Source organism: Streptomyces sp. NPDC007905 (assembly GCF_042959345.1).
In the GTDB taxonomy this organism is placed as follows: Bacteria; Actinomycetota; Actinomycetes; order Streptomycetales; family Streptomycetaceae; genus Streptomyces.
In genome coordinates this window covers 31,345-47,770 of record NZ_JBIBKS010000031.1, presented here as the reverse complement: position 1 = coordinate 47,770, position 16,426 = coordinate 31,345, and the positions used below count along the sequence as shown (strand labels likewise).

21 protein-coding genes are annotated in these 16,426 nt (G+C 71.0%); 11 read left to right on the top strand and 10 right to left on the bottom strand.

Features of this window, described 5'->3' with window-relative positions:
* Positions 1–29 precede the first annotated feature (29 nt).
* The 8 genes from ACFZDC_RS36740 to ACFZDC_RS36705 form a co-directional block, all read right to left on the bottom strand.
* Positions 30–794, bottom strand: coding sequence for a PH domain-containing protein (locus ACFZDC_RS36740; RefSeq protein ID WP_391330745.1), 765 nt, complete (start codon positions 792–794; stop codon positions 30–32).
* A 166-nt stretch (positions 795–960) separates the two neighbouring features.
* Positions 961–1,614 (bottom strand): PH domain-containing protein, encoded by a 654-nt coding sequence (locus ACFZDC_RS36735; protein WP_391330743.1) that lies wholly within the window; start codon positions 1,612–1,614, stop codon positions 961–963.
* A gap of 128 nt (positions 1,615–1,742) precedes the next feature.
* Entirely contained in the window at positions 1,743–3,194 is a 1,452-nt protein-coding gene (locus ACFZDC_RS36730; RefSeq protein WP_391330741.1) for an ATP-binding protein, read from the bottom strand.
* On the bottom strand, positions 3,191–3,925 hold the full coding sequence (locus ACFZDC_RS36725; protein ID WP_391330740.1) for a response regulator: 735 nt from the start codon (positions 3,923–3,925) through the stop codon (positions 3,191–3,193). The genes ACFZDC_RS36730 and ACFZDC_RS36725 overlap by 4 nt, the downstream gene beginning before the upstream one ends.
* 48 nt (positions 3,926–3,973) lie before the next feature.
* A complete protein-coding gene (locus ACFZDC_RS36720) occupies positions 3,974–4,243 on the bottom strand; it encodes a hypothetical protein (protein ID WP_391330738.1) in 270 nt (89 codons plus the stop codon).
* Positions 4,244–4,273: 30 nt separating this feature from the next.
* On the bottom strand, positions 4,274–5,320 hold the full coding sequence (locus ACFZDC_RS36715; RefSeq protein WP_391330736.1) for a trypsin-like peptidase domain-containing protein: 1,047 nt from the start codon (positions 5,318–5,320) through the stop codon (positions 4,274–4,276).
* 143 nt (positions 5,321–5,463) lie between these two features.
* Positions 5,464–6,489, bottom strand: a complete 1,026-nt coding sequence (locus ACFZDC_RS36710; protein ID WP_391330734.1) for a substrate-binding domain-containing protein — start codon at positions 6,487–6,489, stop codon at positions 5,464–5,466.
* Between the two features lie 86 nt (positions 6,490–6,575).
* On the bottom strand, positions 6,576–7,355 hold the full coding sequence (locus ACFZDC_RS36705) for a winged helix-turn-helix domain-containing protein (protein WP_391330732.1): 780 nt from the start codon (positions 7,353–7,355) through the stop codon (positions 6,576–6,578).
* A 170-nt stretch (positions 7,356–7,525) separates the two neighbouring features.
* Between ACFZDC_RS36705 and ACFZDC_RS36700 the strand changes: the two genes are divergently transcribed.
* From ACFZDC_RS36700 to ACFZDC_RS36665, 8 genes are all read left to right on the top strand, one after another.
* On the top strand, positions 7,526–8,374 hold the full coding sequence (locus tag ACFZDC_RS36700) for an alpha/beta fold hydrolase (protein WP_391330730.1): 849 nt from the start codon (positions 7,526–7,528) through the stop codon (positions 8,372–8,374).
* A 122-nt stretch (positions 8,375–8,496) separates the two neighbouring features.
* Positions 8,497–8,751 carry a MoaD/ThiS family protein gene (locus ACFZDC_RS36695; protein ID WP_391330729.1) on the top strand — a complete coding sequence of 85 codons (255 nt, stop codon included), beginning with the start codon at positions 8,497–8,499 and terminating at the stop codon, positions 8,749–8,751.
* Between the two features lie 4 nt (positions 8,752–8,755).
* On the top strand, positions 8,756–9,901 hold the full coding sequence (locus tag ACFZDC_RS36690) for a hypothetical protein (protein WP_391330727.1): 1,146 nt from the start codon (positions 8,756–8,758) through the stop codon (positions 9,899–9,901).
* Between the two features lie 404 nt (positions 9,902–10,305).
* Positions 10,306–11,043 carry an LmeA family phospholipid-binding protein gene (locus tag ACFZDC_RS36685; RefSeq protein WP_391330725.1) on the top strand — a complete coding sequence of 246 codons (738 nt, stop codon included), beginning with the start codon at positions 10,306–10,308 and terminating at the stop codon, positions 11,041–11,043.
* A 197-nt stretch (positions 11,044–11,240) separates the two neighbouring features.
* A complete protein-coding gene (locus tag ACFZDC_RS36680; protein ID WP_350751515.1) occupies positions 11,241–11,321 on the top strand; it encodes an Ms5788A family Cys-rich leader peptide in 81 nt (26 codons plus the stop codon).
* Positions 11,322–11,450: 129 nt separating this feature from the next.
* Positions 11,451–12,296: a rhodanese-like domain-containing protein gene (locus ACFZDC_RS36675; protein WP_391330724.1), complete on the top strand. Its 846-nt coding sequence runs from the start codon at positions 11,451–11,453 to the stop codon at positions 12,294–12,296.
* Positions 12,297–12,338: 42 nt separating this feature from the next.
* Positions 12,339–12,626, top strand: coding sequence for a DUF1416 domain-containing protein (locus ACFZDC_RS36670; protein WP_010351646.1), 288 nt, complete (start codon positions 12,339–12,341; stop codon positions 12,624–12,626).
* Between the two features lie 163 nt (positions 12,627–12,789).
* Positions 12,790–13,053, top strand: a complete 264-nt coding sequence (locus tag ACFZDC_RS36665) for a DUF3099 domain-containing protein (RefSeq protein WP_391330722.1) — start codon at positions 12,790–12,792, stop codon at positions 13,051–13,053.
* Between the two features lie 4 nt (positions 13,054–13,057).
* Here ACFZDC_RS36665 and ACFZDC_RS36660 read toward each other — a convergent pair whose 3' ends face one another.
* Complete coding sequence (locus ACFZDC_RS36660; RefSeq protein ID WP_391330720.1) at positions 13,058–13,420, bottom strand: DsrE family protein; 363 nt, start codon at positions 13,418–13,420, stop codon at positions 13,058–13,060.
* Between the two features lie 516 nt (positions 13,421–13,936).
* Here ACFZDC_RS36660 and ACFZDC_RS36655 point away from each other — a divergent pair.
* The 3 genes from ACFZDC_RS36655 to ACFZDC_RS36645 are packed head-to-tail and all read left to right on the top strand — an operon-like array spanning position 13,937 to position 15,957.
* On the top strand, positions 13,937–14,512 hold the full coding sequence (locus ACFZDC_RS36655) for a heme-binding beta-barrel domain-containing protein (RefSeq protein WP_391330719.1): 576 nt from the start codon (positions 13,937–13,939) through the stop codon (positions 14,510–14,512).
* A 31-nt stretch (positions 14,513–14,543) separates the two neighbouring features.
* Entirely contained in the window at positions 14,544–14,981 is a 438-nt protein-coding gene (locus tag ACFZDC_RS36650) for a transcriptional repressor (RefSeq protein ID WP_391330717.1), read from the top strand.
* A gap of 10 nt (positions 14,982–14,991) precedes the next feature.
* Positions 14,992–15,957: a YgfZ/GcvT domain-containing protein gene (locus ACFZDC_RS36645; RefSeq protein ID WP_391330716.1), complete on the top strand. Its 966-nt coding sequence runs from the start codon at positions 14,992–14,994 to the stop codon at positions 15,955–15,957.
* Positions 15,958–15,960: 3 nt separating this feature from the next.
* Here ACFZDC_RS36645 and dtd read toward each other — a convergent pair whose 3' ends face one another.
* Positions 15,961–16,386: a D-aminoacyl-tRNA deacylase gene (gene dtd / locus ACFZDC_RS36640; protein ID WP_391330714.1), complete on the bottom strand. Its 426-nt coding sequence runs from the start codon at positions 16,384–16,386 to the stop codon at positions 15,961–15,963.
* Between the last annotated feature and the right edge of the window lie 40 nt (positions 16,387–16,426).

Genomic DNA, 16,426 nt, shown 5'->3' with positions numbered 1-16,426 from the left:
CGGGACGTAACCATGAACCCCCTGTCGCGCTACGCGCGTTGACCCTGGGCTGCGCGGCTGACGGCCCACGCGCCACAGCCGACCCAGGGGCCATGCCGGCCGCATCCCGGCGCACCAGACGCAGGGTGCAGGACGCTACGACTCCCGCAGGGCCCGGGGGACCTGGGACTCCAGCGCCAGTGCAGCAGGCCGGCCAGGGCGGCGAAGGAGCCCAGGGGCATCCACAGGAACAGCAGGAGCGTCGGCGGGTGCGACGTGATGATCACGAGCGCCACCCACAGCAGGAAGCCACAGCCGAAGGCGATGATCCCGCCGGTGAACGCCCGTTCCCACGCCTTGCGGTGCCCCGCCCTGCGCCGGATCCGCGCCTCCACCTCCGGCCGGCGTTCCCACGCCATGCCGCGGTGCCGGGCGGCGGCCTCCCGCAGCGCGGCGACCTCGGCGGGCGGGTCGTCCAGCTGCCAGTCGTCCAGGTGCGGCAGCACGAACCGGCGCCCGTCGGTGTCGTACAGGAACGTGATCCATTTGCGGGCGGCCGCGAGGGCGTTCGGCACCGGCTCGGCCCGGATGTCGTAGATGTCGTGCCAGGCCCTGCTGCGTTCGGTCAGTGCCCGACGTGCGGTGACCCCGCGGGCCCCGACGAGCGTGCGGGCGCGCCGCAGGTACAGCACCGTGCGCGCGAGCAGCACGGCGTAGAAGGCGAAGACCGCGACCGGAAGCCACGGGGACAGGGAGTTGTGCTGCGTCATGCGGAAGACGCCGTCCAGACCCAGCAGCCCCAGCGTCAGGACCACCAGACGAGGTGTCTTCTTCCGCTGGTACTCACGCTCGATCCCGCCCCCCCTGCGCGTCCATGCCCCGCCCACCGACCCTTCATCGGACACCAGCGCGGGTGATCGTAGAGCGGGACCGCCGCGGCCCGGAAGGCCGGGGTCGCGCCACGGCTGCCGCGCCGTGCCGTCAAGGCTGCTGCGGGAGCCGCAGGGCGCGGGCGGCGCAGTGGCGGCCCGGCAAGGCCCCCAGCGCGCCGAAGGTGACCAGGGGTACGACCAGGAGCAACAGGAACAGGTGCACGCGCGTCCCCGAGAAAGCCTCTCCCGCCGCGGCGAACGTCATGACGACCAGCATCAGCATCGCCGCGATGGCCGCCCACTGCCATCCCCTGCACTGTCCGGCCCGCCGCAGGATCCGCTCCTCGACCTCGTACCGCTGCTCCGAGCTCATCCCGTGCTGCCGGGCGGCGGCGCGCAGGGCGGCGACCTCGGCGATGGGGTCGTCCAGCTGCCACTCGTCGAGGTGCGGGAGTCGGAAGCGGCGGCCTTCGAAGTCGTACAGGTGGGCCGGCCACCGGGGAGCGGTGTTGAGGGGATCCTTGCCGGCGTGCTCGACGCGCAGGTCGTAGATGTCGGACCAGGCCCAGGTGCGCCCCCGCAAAGGCCCCTGCCGGGTGATCCCCTCGGTCGTCACCCGGGTCCGCGCCCGCCACTCCCGCAGGACGGCCCAGCCCCCGGCCGCCAGCAGGACTCCCCACGCCGCGGGCGCGTACCAGCGGGGGAAGGCGTCGCGGGTGCGGATCGTCTGCAGCACGCCGTTGCCCAGGAGGATGAGCGGCATGATCAGAGTCCGGCCGGGCCGTCTCCGCCGCTTGCGGTATTCCCGGGTCGAACCGCCCTCGTCCATCGAAGCCCCTCCCCAGGCGCACCGTACGGGTGCGCGATCGGGGAGAGAGTAGACCGCGCCTCCTACGGCGTCTCAGGCGGAGCCGTGGGCGCGCCGGGCAGCCGTACCGTTGCCACGGTTCCGCCGCCCTCCGCCCGCGCCAGGGTGACCTCGCCGCCCGCCTGCTGGATGGTGCGGGCGACGATGGAGAGGCCGAGACCCGAGCCCGGCAGGGCACGCGCGCTGGGGGAGCGCCAGAAGCGGTCGAAGACGTGGGGCAGTTCGCCCTCGGCGATGCCGGGGCCGTGGTCCCGTACCGTCAGCACGCCCTCGCTCAGCTGCACCTCGATCGTGCCGCCCTCGGAGCTGAACTTCACCGCGTTGTCGAGGATGTTGACGACGGCCCGCTCCAGCGCGGAGGGCTCCGCCCGTACGAACCAGGGCTCCAGGTCCGCCGTGATCGTCAGCTCGGGGCCGCGCAGCCGGGCCCGGCGCAGTGCCGCTTCCACGGTGTCCTGGAAGGAGACCACCTGGACGCGTTCGCCGCGCTGGCCCTCCGAGCGGGACAGCTCCTGCAAGTCACCGATGAGAGAAGCCAGTTCGGTCATCTGCGCCTTGACGGAGGCGAGCAGTGCCTTGCGGTCCTCGGGCGGGAGCGGGCGGCCCGTCTCCTCGCTGCGGGTGAGCAGTTCGATGTTCGTACGGAGGGAGGTGAGCGGGGTGCGGAGTTCGTGACCGGCGTCCGCGATCAGCTGCTGCTGGAGATCGCGGGAGCTGGCGAGGGAGGCGGTCATCGAGTTGAAGGACCGGGAGAGCCGGGCGACTTCGTCCTCGCTGTCGTCCTCGACGGGGATGCGGATGGTCAGGTCTTCCGTCCGGGCCACGTGCTCCACGGCCTCGGTGAGCTTGTCGACGGGACGCAGACCGGCCCGGGCCACCGCCAGGCCCGCGGCGCCGGCGCCCACCACTCCTATGCCGGAGACGAGCAGGAGGATCAGGGCGAGGTCGTTGAGGGTCTTCTGGGTGTTCTTCAGGGGGAGAGCGATGAGGAGGGCGGCATCGGTGACGGTCCCCGTGTTCGGGTCGGCGATCGTGAACCCGGGGAGGGCGAGGGCACGGATGTCGTTGCCGTTCGAGTCGGTGCCGTTGCGGAAGAGGCCCCGGCCGTGGGCGCCCTTCTTGATCAGGTCCTTGTCGGCGTCGGTGACCTTGACCGTGCCGAGGGAGTACGGCAGGACGCAGGGCTTTCCGGCCTCCGTGACCACCTCGGCGTAGATGTTCCGGGGGCCGTCGCCCGGGTCGTTCGTGGTGTGCTGGGTGCAGTTGTTGACCGCTGTCGTGGCCTGCTGCTGCAGCCGGGGCATGTTCAGCGACTTCTGCAGATCGTTGTCGACCTGGTCGTACAGCTTGCGTTCCACGATGAACCAGCACGTCATCGACACCGCGGCCACGGCGAACGCCACCGCTGCCGCCACCAGTATGGCGAGGCGGGCTCGGATCGGCAGTGCCCGGTAGCGGCGGACCAGCTTGTTCACTCCGCGCCGCCCTGTCGCAGGACGTACCCCACGCCCCGTACCGTGTGCACGAGCCGCGGCTCGCCGCCGGCCTCCGTCTTGCGGCGCAGGTACATGACGTAGACGTCCAGGGAGTTGGACGAGGGCTCGAAGTCGAAGCCCCAGACCGCCTTCAGGATCTGCTCGCGGGTGAGGACCTGGCGCGGGTGGGCCATGAACATCTCGAGCAGGGTGAACTCCGTGCGGGTCAGTTCGACCTGGCGGCCACCTCGCGTGACCTCCCGCGTGGCGAGGTCCATGCGCAGGTCGGCGAAGGTCAGCGCCGCGTCCTCCTGGGCCTCGGGCGACACGGCGGCCGCGTAGGAGCTGCGGCGGAGCAGGGCGCGGATGCGGGCGAAGAGCTCGTCCAGCTCGAAGGGCTTGACCAGGTAGTCGTCGGCGCCGGCGTCCAGACCCGTCACCCGGTCGCCGACCGTGTCGCGGGCGGTGAGCATCAGGATCGGGGTCGTGTCGCCGGCGCCCCGGATGCGGCGGGCCGCGGTCAGGCCGTCCATGCGGGGCATCTGGATGTCCAGGACGACCAGGTCGGGCCGGTAGGCGGTGGCCTTGTCCAGCGCGTCCGCGCCGTCGACGGCGACCTGCGTGTCGTACCCCTCGAAGGCGAGGCTGCGCTGGAGCGCCTCGCGTACGGCGGGCTCGTCGTCGACGATCAGGATGCGCTGGATCTCACGGTCGCCTTCGGCGGGGCTCATCGCTCGCGATTCCTCGGGGTGCGGTGGGTCGGGTGGTCGAGGTGTCTCTCAGACTCGCATGTTTCCGGGCTGCGGGGCGCGTGCGGCGGTTCGGGGGCCGAGCGTGGCCAGGCCGCCGACGGCGGTGAGGCGGCACAGCGGGACCTTGCGGCGGTGCGGCCGGTCGGCGGAGGTGCGCAGGCCCATCAGCTCGGGCACCGCGGCGACCTCCGGGGCGCGCGGGGCCGGCGTGTGCAGTTCGTGCGCGACCGCGAGGGCCAGGGTGAGGGCGGCCGGACCGGTGCCGGTGACGCCGTCGTGCGAAACCTGCTTGATCATGACGTTCTCCCATTCGCCCCGCACGGGGTCTCAGCTGGTCGAGCCGGCCCGCAACGTGGCCAGGTCGGACTTGACGGTGTCGATGGGGATCGCGAAGCCGAGTCCGACGCTGCCCGCGTCCGAGGACGACGAGGACTGCGAACTCGAGGTGTACATCGCGGAGTTGATGCCGATGACGTGGCCGCTCGCGTCGATCAGCGCGCCACCGGAGTTGCCCGGGTTGAGCGAGGCGTCCGTCTGGATCGCCTTGTACGTCGTGGTGGACGGGCCCGTGTCGCCGTTGAACTGGCGGCCGCGGAACCGGAACGGCCACTGACCGTCGCCGCCCTGGCCCTGGCCCTGCTTCTCGTCCGTGGAGACGGTCACGTCACGGTCGAGCGCGGAGACGATGCCGCTGGTGACCGTGCCGGTCAGGCCCTCCGGGGAGCCGATCGCCACGACCGTGTCGCCGACCTGGACTCCGGAGGAGCTGCCGAGCGCGGCGGCCTTGAGGCCAACGGCGCCCTTCAGCTTGATCAGCGCGAGGTCCTTGGAGCTGTCCGTGCCGACGACCTCGGCCGCGTAGCTCTTGCCGTCGCTGGTGCGCACCCTGATCGAGGAGGCGCCGGAGACGACGTGGTTGTTGGTGACGATCTCGCCGTGGGACGTGATGATCACGCCCGAGCCGGTGGACGAGCCGTTGCCGAGGGTCGCCTGGATCTCCACCACGCTCGGGCTGACCGCGGCGGCGATCGCGGCGACGTCGCCCTTCTTGCCGGAGGGCACCACCGTGGTGGTCGTACCGGCGGAGGCGACCGTGTCCTTGCCGGTCAGCTCCTGGAAGGCGTAGGCGGTGCCGCCGCCGACCGCGGCCGCGACGATCGCCACCGCCGCGAGCAGCGCCATCGGGCCGCGGTTGCGCTTCCTGCGCGGCGCGGGGCCCGGCTCCGGGGCCGTGAACGCGGCCACCGGAGGCTGGTACGAGGGCGGTGGCGGCCACTCGGGATTCACGGGAGCGGAGTAGCTGGGCTGCTGAGCGTACGGACCCTGGGGGTCGTCGTAGTCGTACTCGCCACTGCGGCGGATGCTCTCGGTCATGACAATGAGCATGTCCCGCGACCATGAGAGCTTCCTGAGTGCTCCCTGAGAAGCCCGGCAGAACCTCGTTTGCCCGATGTAAAGGGGCTCCTCGCGGCTCGGGGGCGGGCTCTCGTCCGCCCTTCATCGGCAGGGTGGAGCGCTCAGACTCCGCAGCCGCAGCTGGTGCGGACCACCAGTCGGGACGGGAACGTCTTCAGCCGCTCGCGCCGGGAGCCCGCCACCCGCAGCCCGTCGTCCAGGACGAGGTCGACCGCCGCCCGGGCCATGGCCGAGCGGTCCGAGGCGATCGTGGTCAGCGGCGGGTCGGCGAGCGCGGCCTCCTTGATGTCGTCGAACCCGGCCACCGCCAGTTCCCCGGGCACGTCGATGCGCAGCTCGCGCGCGGCCCGCAGCAGGCCGATCGCCTGGTCGTCGGTGGAGCAGAAGACCGCGGGCGGCCGGTTCGGACTGGAGAGGACCTCCAGGGCCACCCGGTAGGCGTCGTACCGGTTGTACGGCGCGTCGAACAGCCGGCCCTCGGTGGAGAGGCCCGCCTCGGCCATGGCCCGCTTCCAGCCCTCGACGTGGTCGGAGACCGGGTCACCGACGGCCGGCGTCTCCGCCGTACCGCCCATACAGGCGACGTACTCGTAGCCGTGCTCCAGCAGGTGGCGTACGGCGAGCTGAGCGCCGCCCAGGTCGTCGGTGACCACGGCGACGTCGTCGATGGCCTCCGGGCGCTCGTGCAGCAGCACCACCCGGGCGTCCCAGGCGTCGATCTCCGCGGCGGCGAGGTCGTTCAGCGCGTGGCTGACCAGGATGAGACCGGAGACCCGCATGCCGAGGAACGCGCGCAGGTAGTGGACCTCGCGTTCACCGATGTAATCGGTGTTGCCGACGAGCACCATCTTTCCGCGCTCGGAGGCGGCCTGCTCGACCGCGTGCGCCATCTCCCCGAAGAAGGGCTGGCGGGCGTCCGGGATGATCAGGCCTATCAGGTCGGTGCGCCGGGACGCCATCGCCTGGGCGACCCGGTCCGGCCGGTACCCCAGCTCCTTGATCGCAGCGAGGACACGCTCGCGCGTGGCCGGGGCGACCGGCCGGGGTCCGTTGTTGATGACATAACTGACGACGGCGGTGGAGGTCCCAGCCAGCCGTGCCACGTCATCCCGAGTCACCTTGGCCACGCGCGGAGTCTACGCGGATGGACCCGCTCTGGGCAGGGCGTATCGAAGCTTGACTGTGCGGTGGCAATGCCCTGCCCGGGCGGCTTTTATGCGTCCGCGTGGAGCTCCACGCCGTCCAGGACGGCGGATGTGTCCGCATCTTCCGTCTTTGCCCGGTCCGCCTTGGCCTTGGCCTCCTCGCCGGACCGGTCGCCCTTCTCAGGAGTAACGAATCGATAACCGACGTTCCGGACGGTTCCGATCAGCGACTCGTGCTCGGGGCCGAGCTTGGCGCGCAGCCGCCGTACGTGCACGTCCACGGTCCGGGTGCCGCCGAAGTAGTCGTAGCCCCACACCTCCTGCAGCAGCTGAGCGCGGGTGAAGACGCGGCCCGGGTGCTGGGCGAGGTACTTGAGCAGCTCGAACTCCTTGAAGGTCAGGTCCAGGACCCGGCCCTTGAGCTTGGCGGAGTAGGTCGCCTCGTCCACGGAGAGGTCGCCGTTGCGGATCTCCATCGGAGAGTCGTCGTTGACGATCTGCTGGCGGCCCATGGCCAGGCGCAGACGGGCCTCCACCTCCGCCGGGCCCGCGGTGTCGAGCAGCACGTCGTCGGTGCCCCAGTCGGCGGTGACGGCGGCCAGGCCGCCCTCGGTGACGACCAGGAGGAGCGGACAGCCGGGGCCGGTGGAACGCAGCAGCTGGCACAGGCTGCGCACCTGCGGCAGGTCGCGGCGGCCGTCGATCAGGATCACGTCGGCGCCCGGGGTGTCGACGAGAGCGGGCCCCTCCGCCGGGGCCACCCGCACGTTGTGCAGGAGCAGGCCGAGGGCGGGAAGCACCTCCGTCGACGGCTGGAGGGCGTTGGTCAGGAGCAGCAGAGAACTCATACGTCTGGTTCCTCCTCGGTCCCTGCGAGGACGTGTGCGGTGCGGCACTGCGCTGCGATCCCGGGGCCCCGTACACCCGCGGTCTCCCGCTTCGTATACAACGCTTCCGAAAGCACAAAAGGACCCGGGGGCTACGCTGCCCGAGTCCTCTGCCCAGCAGAATAGCCCACATGACCAACCGTCCGGCAGGCCAAGAGGCGCGTTCCACCATTCGTCCGAATGACGAGACGGGCAGACGGGCCCCTACCCGGACGTTTCTGTACACCGCTGACGAGATTCCGGTCCATTCCGTATACAACCCGGGTGCGGTCGTATACGAAGCGTCGCCGGACGCCTCCCGTCCACCCCGCGGCGACCTGGTATTCGTGATCGCCCACGGCTTCACCGGCGACGTGGACCGACCGCATATACGAAGGGTGGCGGGCGTGCTCGCCCGGTACGGCGCCGTCGTCACCTTCTCCTTCCGGGGCCACGGAGCCTCGGGCGGCCGGTCCACGGTCGGCGACAAGGAGGTGCTGGACCTGGCCGCCGCGGTGGAGTGGGCGCGCGGCTTCGGGCACGCGCGCGTGGTGACCGTCGGCTTCTCCATGGGCGGCTCGGTGGTGCTGCGGCACGCGGCCCTGCACCCCGGCACGGTCGACGCGGTGGTCTCGGTCAGCTCCCCCGCTCGCTGGTACTACCGGGGTACGGCCCCCATGCGCCGTCTGCACTGGCTGGTCACCCGCCCCGAGGGGCGCCTGGTCGGCCGCTACGGCCTGCGCACGCGCATCCACCACCGCGAGTGGAACCCGGTGCCGCTCTCCCCGGTGCAGGCGGTCCCGCGGATCGCCCCGACCCCGCTGCTCGTCGTGCACGGCGACCGGGACGGCTACTTCCCGCTCGACCACCCCCGGATGCTGGCCGGCGCCGCCGGCGAACACGGCGAGCTCTGGGTGGAGCCCGGCATGGGCCACGCCGAGCACGCGGCGGACGAGGCCCTGCTGGCCCGGATCGGCGACTGGGCCGCGCGGTCGTCCTGAGCCGGCGACTGGGCCGCGCGGTCGTCCTGAGGCGGGCGGGAGGCGTGACCGGCATGTCGGCGGGGTGCCTTAGCCTGACAGCGTTGGTCCCCGCACTCTTCTGCCGTCGATTGAGGAATCAGATGCCCAAGGTCACGGTCCGCTACTGGGCCGCTGCCAAGGCCGCGGCCCGGGTCGCCGAGGAGCCGTACGACGCGGCCACGCTCGCCGACGCGCTCGCCGCGGTGCGTGAGCGACACCCGGATGAACTCACGCGCGTCCTGCAGCGATGCTCCTTCCTCGTCGACGGTGACCCCGTGGGGACCCGCGCGCATGAGACGGTACGGCTGGCCGAGGGCGGCACGGTCGAGGTGCTCCCGCCATTCGCAGGAGGGTGAGGCGATGAGCGACCAGCCGTATCAGGACGGGCCGTACGGGGGGTACGACGCGTACGGACAACAACAGCAGCAGCACCCGCACCAGCAGCCGCAGGCGCCGCAGGCGTGGCCCGGGCAGTCCCAGGGCGGGTACGACCAGTACGGCCAGTACGCCGACCCGTATCCGCACGCCGGCTACGACCCGCAGCACACCCAGCAGTGGCAGGGCCAGACCTGGGAGACGCAGACGCACGCGCATCTGCAGGCGGCCGAGACGGCGTACCTGCCGCCGCAGGAGCCGTACGCCCCGCAGGCACCGGCCCCCGAACCCCAGCGGTACCAGCAGCCGGAGCCCACCGCCGAACCGGAAGCCGCCCAGGGCTACGGCCCCGCCACCCTCGCCGGGAACCCCCGGATCACCGACGCCCAGCGGGCCCGCCTGGAGGGCCGCTCCCCGGTCATCGAGCCGGGCATGCAGCCGGCGCTGCTCACCGCCGCGCTGGGCCTGCTGCTCGCCGCGACGGCCCCCCTCGGCTCGTACGTCCTCGTCGTGCCGCTGGTGCTGCTCCAGGCCGTGACGGCGGCGGGCTGGTTCCGGCTGAACGGCATGTGGCCCGCCCGGCAGGGCATCGCGCTGGCCTTCCTGGGCGCGCTCACCGCGGACGTGGCGGTCCTGGCCGCGGGCCGCGCCAACGCGCCGGCCGCGATCCTCGGCCCGCTCGGCATCTGGGTCCTGCTGTCCCTGGTCCTCCAGCTGCGCTCGCACGCCTCACCCGACGAGCGGATGTACGGCCTCATGGCGACGGTCGCCTCCTCGTCCCTCGCGGTCCTCGCGACGGGCTACCTGGGCGCGGACCCGCACGCGGTGTCGGTCGGCGCGGCGGCCACGGCGGTCGCGATCCTGGCCCGCGTCCTCCCCCTGCCCACCCCGGCCTCCCTGGCGGTCTCCCTGCTCGCCGCGGCGGGCGCGGGCATCGCGGTGGGCGGTATGACCGGCTTTGGCGCGAAGGGCGCCGCCCTGGGTGCGGCGGCCGGGATCTGCGCCCTGGTCGGCCACCGGGTCGCCAGCTACGACTACCCCTCCCGTTTCGTCCACTTCACGGCGGGCGTGGCGCTGCCCCTGGCGGCGGCGGCCCCGGTGGTGTGGGTACTGGGGCGGGCCCTGGGCTAGGGCCCTTCTGATGGATCTCCGCGGCGTCGCGGCGTCCTGCACGCACGCTCGCCGCACGGCGCGAAGGGACAGGTGGCTCCGCCACATGACCCTCCACGCCGCACGCCGAGCGCACGCACCGGACGCCGCTCCTTCCCCCACGGAGATCCATCAGAAGGGCCCTAGGGGCTGTTCGCGCCGTTTCGGTGGGTGGTGGCCGGCCGGCCCAAGGAGCGCGGGGAGCCGCGCGAGAAGCCCCGGCGCACCCGCACCCGGCAGGCGCCCCCATCCCACGGCGCCACCCCGCGCCCGGCCCGACGGACGGCGTGCCCTGTCACAAGTGATCCACAATCCGACCCCGGCCGAGCCCCGCGGGGTTACCGTGGCGTAGCCGTACACCACCGCCGACCCGGGGGAAACACCACATGCGCGCCCTGCGAATACTCCTGATCCTCGTCGTGATCCTGGGCGGCCTCTTCGTGATCGCGGACCGCGTGGCCGTGCACTTCGCCGAGAACGAGGCCGCGGACAAGCTGAGGACGACCGAGAACCTCGCGTCGAGCCCGGACGTGAACATCAAAGGCTTCCCCTTCCTCACCCAGGTCGCGGGCGGCTCCCTGGACGACGTCGAGGTCGGCATCAAGGACTACGAGGCGGCCACCGGCACCAGCGGCAGGACCATCCGCATCGACGACCTGAAGGCCGACATGAAGGGCGTCGACTTCTCCGGCGACTACAGCTCCGCCACCGCGTCCACCGCCACCGGCACCGCGACGATCGCGTACGACGAGCTGCTGAAGACCGCCAAGTCCGAGCCGACCCAGGTCGCGCCGGGTGTCACGGCCCAGGTCGTCGGCCTCTCCGACGGCGGCAACGGCAAGATCAAGGTCGCGGTGGACGCCACCGTGCTGGGAACCAAGCTGCCCAAGCCGGTCTACGTCCTCAGCTCGGTCACCGTCGAGAACGACAAGGTCAAGGTGCAGGCAGACGCCCTGCCCAAGCTCGGCGGCGCCGCCATCGGCGAGGGCCGCATCCGCCAGATCACCGACTTCCAGCAGGCCGTCGACCAGCTCCCCGGCGGCATCAAGCTGGACAAGGTGCAGGCCGCCCAGGACGGGGTGGAGATCAGCGTGAAGGGTTCGGACGTCAAGCTGGCGGGGTAGAAGGACCGCCGGTGCACGAGGGGCGTCCGACAGGCGAGACGCCCCCGTCCGCACCGCAGATGCACCGACCGAGACACACGCCCGGCGGCCGTCCCACGACGCCCCGGGCGTTTTCTCGTCCCACTATCCGGACGATCGCATCTCAGAATACGACACGCCGGTGACACGCCCGCCCGGACGTCCCTACGATCGAGGTCATGAAGCGACAGGCGGATCTCACCAAGCGGCGGGCAGTGGACCTGTGCCGCGTTGCCGCCATGCTCTGTCGCCCCTTCTGAGCGGAAGTCCGCGCGCTTCCGCATCTCTCAGCCGCCCTGCTGGAAGGGCACCCGTGTGACCGCTCGGCACTGAGCGCGCACCCTCTCTACTCGCACGCCTCGCCGCAACTGCCCCGGAGGAGAAAGAGCATGAGCCGCAACGACGTCCTCGTCGATGCCGACTGGGTCCAGGACCACCTGGACGACCCGAACATCGCGATCGTCGAGGTGGACGAGGACACGTCCGCCTACGAGAAGAACCACATCAAGAACGCGGTCCGCATCGACTGGACCAAGGATCTCCAGGACCCGGTCCGCCGTGACTTCATCGACCAGGAGGGCTTCGAGAAGCTCCTGTCGAAGAAGGGCATCGCCAACGACACGCTGGTGATCCTCTACGGCGGCAACAACAACTGGTTCGCGTCGTACGCCTACTGGTACTTCAAGCTCTACGGCCACGACAACGTCAAGCTCCTCGACGGCGGCCGCAAGAAGTGGGAACTGGACGCCCGCGAGCTGGTCGACGGCGCGGATGTGCCCGAGCGCGCCGCGACCGACTACAAGGCCAAGCCGCAGAACAGCTCGATCCGTGCCTTCCGCGACGAGGTCGTCGCCGCGATCGGCTCGCAGAACCTGGTCGACGTCCGCTCGCCCGACGAGTTCTCCGGCAAGCTGCTCGCCCCGGCCCACCTGCCGCAGGAGCAGTCGCAGCGCCCGGGCCACGTCCCCACCGCGAAGAACATCCCGTGGTCGAAGAACGCCAACGACGACGGCACGTTCAAGTCGGACGAGGAGCTGAAGGAGCTCTACGTCAAGGAGAACGTGGACCTCGCCAAGGACACGATCGCCTACTGCCGCATCGGTGAGCGTTCGGCCCTGACCTGGTTCGTGCTGCACGAGCTGCTCGGGGTGCAGAACGTCAAGAACTACGACGGCTCCTGGACCGAGTACGGCTCCCTCATCGGCGTGCCGATCGAGCTCGGCGCCGGCAAGTAACCCATCCCGACCGACCTTCTGGTCAGACCCTCTGGAGATAACATGTGTGGAGCGAAGGCCGGCGGCCCGGACGCCTCGACGATCAAGCCCGGTGAGACCACGATCCAGGGTCAGGTGACCCGCGACGGCGAGCCGGTGACGGGCTACGTCCGCCTGCTCGACTCGACGGGCGAGTTCACCGCGGAGGTCCCCACCTCCGCCACGGGGCAGTTCCGCTTCTACGCGGCCGAGGGCACCTGGACCGTCCGCGCCCTCGTCCCCGGCGCCACTGCCGACCGCACGGTCGTCGCCCAGCAGGGCGGCCTCGCGGAGGTCGCGATCGCGGTCTGAGCGACCTCAGCGGCGTCCGAAGGGCCGCACCCACCGGGTTGGACACCTGGGGTGCGGCCCTTCGGCCTGTCCCGACGCCGACTCGGGGCAGTGCTCAGGGCCGTGATCCGGGGGGCCTGTCGGGGATCGTGCCGAACCGTATGTCCCGACCTACTCTGGAGTCATGTACGCCCGGCGTCGTCACCTGTACTTCGCCATGATGGGGATCTGTATCGGTCTCTTCGTCCTGGCCTGGGCAGTCGTGCGTCTCTGGTCCGTCCCGGCGGCCGTCGGGATGTGTGTGGCGGCCATGCTCATCCCGCCCGTGGCCGCGATGGTGGCCAACCGGCGCGGCCCCGAGGACCGCTGGTGGGACGATCCCTCGGGCGACCCGCAGTCCGACGAGTGGTGGGACGAGCTGGACGGCAAGAAGCGCCCCCGCTCCTAGCGGCTCAGTAGACCAGCGCCTGCGTCTCGTCCCCGAGCGCCTCCTGTACGAAGACCTGCGCGCCCGCGATCCGTACGCCCTCCAGGACGTCCTTCTCGGTGATCTCGCGCCGGGCGGCGCACTGCGTGCACAGCGTGATGCGGCCGGCCGCGAGGATCGAGTCGATCAGGTCCGGCAGCGGCGCGGCGTGCGGCAGCTCGAACTCGGCGGCCCGCCCCGGCAGCGCGAACCAGGAGGACTCCCCGGTCAGCCACAGCGAGACGTCGACCCCACTGGCCACGGCCACCGCCGCCACCGTGAACGCCTGCGAGCAGCGTTCGGGGGCATCCGCCCCGGCCGTCACCTTGATCACGAGCTTCTTCGCCATGCCCGAATCGTAATCAACGCTTCTGCAACTTCCGGGCTCTGGCCACAAGTCCGCTCTGAAGCGTGGATTCGCGATCCGTGCTTCACGTTCTGTGGGGGGATGTCTTGGAAGCACCAAAAGGACGTCTTGGAAGCATCGAAAGAGAGAGCCTGGCGCGGCCGCACCCCGGCTGACCGCTGCCGCCGTCCTGCTGGGCCTGGTCGCCGGCGCCGGCGCCTGCGCCTGCGCCGTCCCCCTCCGGCAGACGGTCAAGCCGCAGAGTCGGCTGCTCGGCTGATCGGCCGAGGACCGCCGAGGACACACCTCGGAGGGAGGCCGGGACCTGGGCCGCGTAAGCTGGGGCGCAGCTCTGTCGTATGCCCACCCTCGCTCAAGGAGCACCCGTGGAGATCTTCTTCGAAACCCTGCTGGTCCTGGTCTGCGTCGGCGTCCTCGCCTTCGCCGGACTGACCGTGAAGAAGCTGTACCAGGGCCAGCGCTGAGCTCCGTCAAGGAACCGACCAGGAACTTTCCCTCATGATCGAGATCCCGTCCGACCTGCACAAGGACCTTGTCCCGCTCGCCTTCCTGCTCGGCAACTGGGCCGGTGCGGGCGTGCACGACTTCCCCGGCTCGGAGAAGTGCAACTTCGGGCAGGAAGTCACCTTCACCCACGACGGCCGGGACTTCCTGGAGTACCGCTCCCACACCTGGGTGCTGGACCAGGACGGCAACAAGGTCCGTCCCCTGGAGTCGGAGTCCGGCTACTGGCGGATCGACGCCGACCGCAAGGTCGAGGTGACGTTGACCCGTGACGACGGCGTCATCGAGATCTGGTACGGCGAGATGGCCGCCAAGAAGCCGCAGATCGACCTGGTCACGGACACGGTGGCGCGTACGGCCGCCTCCCGGCCCTACAGCGGTGGAAAGCGGCTGTACGGCTACGTCAAGAGCGACCTGATGTGGGTCGGCGAGAAGCAGACCCCCGAGGTCGAGCTGCGCCCCTACATGTCGGCCCACCTGAAGAAGGTCGTCACCCCGGAGGAGGTCGAGCGCTGGGCCAAGGCCCTGCCCGACGACCTGCCGGACGACGGCATCGCCTTCTTCAAGTAGGCCTTTCGCCGGGTGGCTCTAGACTTCCAGTGTGGTGAGCACCGACTGGAAGAGCGACCTCAGGCAGCGCGGCTACCGGCTGACGCCGCAGCGGCAACTCGTGCTCGAAGCCGTGGACACCCTGGAGCACGCGACCCCCGACGACATCCTCAGCGAGGTGAGGAAGACGGCGTCGGGGGTCAACATTTCCACCGTCTACCGCACGCTGGAGCTGCTGGAGGAGCTGGGCCTGGTCAGCCACGCCCACCTCGGCCACGGGGCGCCCACCTACCACCTCGCCGACCGCCACCACCATCTGCACCTGGTGTGCCGCGACTGCGAGAACGTCATCGAGGCGGACGTGGACGTGGCCTCGGACTTCACGGCCAAGCTGCGCGAGCAGTTCGGCTTCGACACCGACATGAAGCACTTCGCGCTCTTCGGCCGCTGCAAGGACTGTTCGCTGAAGAGTTCAACTACCACGTCGTAGGCTTGCCCGTATGAAGAGCCCACTGCTGTCCCTGCCCGGCGCCGTTCCCGCCGAGGGCGTGGACGAAGGCGTCGCCGCCCACTACGGCGACCTGTTCCGCGAGCAGCGCGCCCTCGCCGACGGCACCGGCTTCGTCGACCTCTCGCACCGCGGCGTCGTCACCGTCTCCGGCGAGGACCGCCTCGGCTGGCTGCATCTGCTGCTCACCCAGCACGTCAGCGCACTGCCTCCGGGCGAGGCCACCGAGGCACTGATCCTGTCCGCGCACGGCCACATCGAGCACGCCCTGTACCTGGTGGACGACGGCACGACGGTCTGGGCCCACGTGGAGCCCGGCACCCAGGAGGCGCTGATCGCCTACCTGGAGTCGATGAAGTTCTTCTACCGCGTCGAGGTCGCCGACCGGACCGCCGACTTCGCCGTCGTCCACCTGCCGGCCGGCTCGATCGCCGAGGTGCCGGAGGGCGTCGTCGTACGCGAGACGGCGTACGGCCGTGATCTCTTCCTTCCCCGTGCCGACCTGGAGCCCTTCGCGGCGAAGGCGGGGCCCGCCGCCGGCCTGCTCGCCTACGAGGCGCTGCGTGTCGAGCACCACCGCCCCCGCCTCGGCTTCGAGACCGACCACCGCACGATCCCGCACGAGCTGGGCTGGATCAGCACCGCGGTCCACCTCCAGAAGGGCTGCTACCGCGGCCAGGAGACGGTGGCCCGCGTCCAGAACCTGGGCAAGCCGCCCCGCCGCCTGGTCTTCCTGCACCTGGACGGCAGCGAGGTCCACCTGCCGGTCCACGGCACCGAGATCCGCCTCGCGGACGAGGGCCCCGACGGCCGGAAGATCGGCTTCGTCACCACGTCGGTACGCCACCACGAGCTGGGCCCGATCGCCCTCGCCCTGGTCAAGCGCAACGTACCGACCGACGCCCGCCTGGTGGCGGGGGAGACGGCGGCCGCCCAGGAAACGGTCGTGGAGCCCTGAGGCTCAGATCTCCAGCAGCACGGTGAACGGGCCGTCGTTCGTCAGGGACACCCGCATCTGCGCCCCGAACCGGCCTGTCGCCACCGTCGCGCCCAGGGCGCGCAGCTGGGCGACCACCTCGTCCACCAGCGGTTCGGCGACATCGCCGGGTGCGGCCGCGTTCCAGGTGGGGCGGCGGCCCTTGCGGGCGTCCCCGTACAGGGTGAACTGGCTGATGACGAGCAGCGGGGCGTCGACGTCGCTGCACGACCTCTCGTCCTGCAGCATCCGGATCGACCAGAGCTTGCGGGCCAGTTGGGCCGCCTTCTCCTTGGTGTCCTGGTGGGTCACCCCCACCAGGACACACAGGCCCTCACCCTCGATCGCGCCCACCGTCTCGCCGTCCACGACGACACTCGCGCCGTCCACCCTCTGCACCACCGCACGCATGCGGACCATCATGCCGGGTGGCCTGCGCACGGTCACCGCG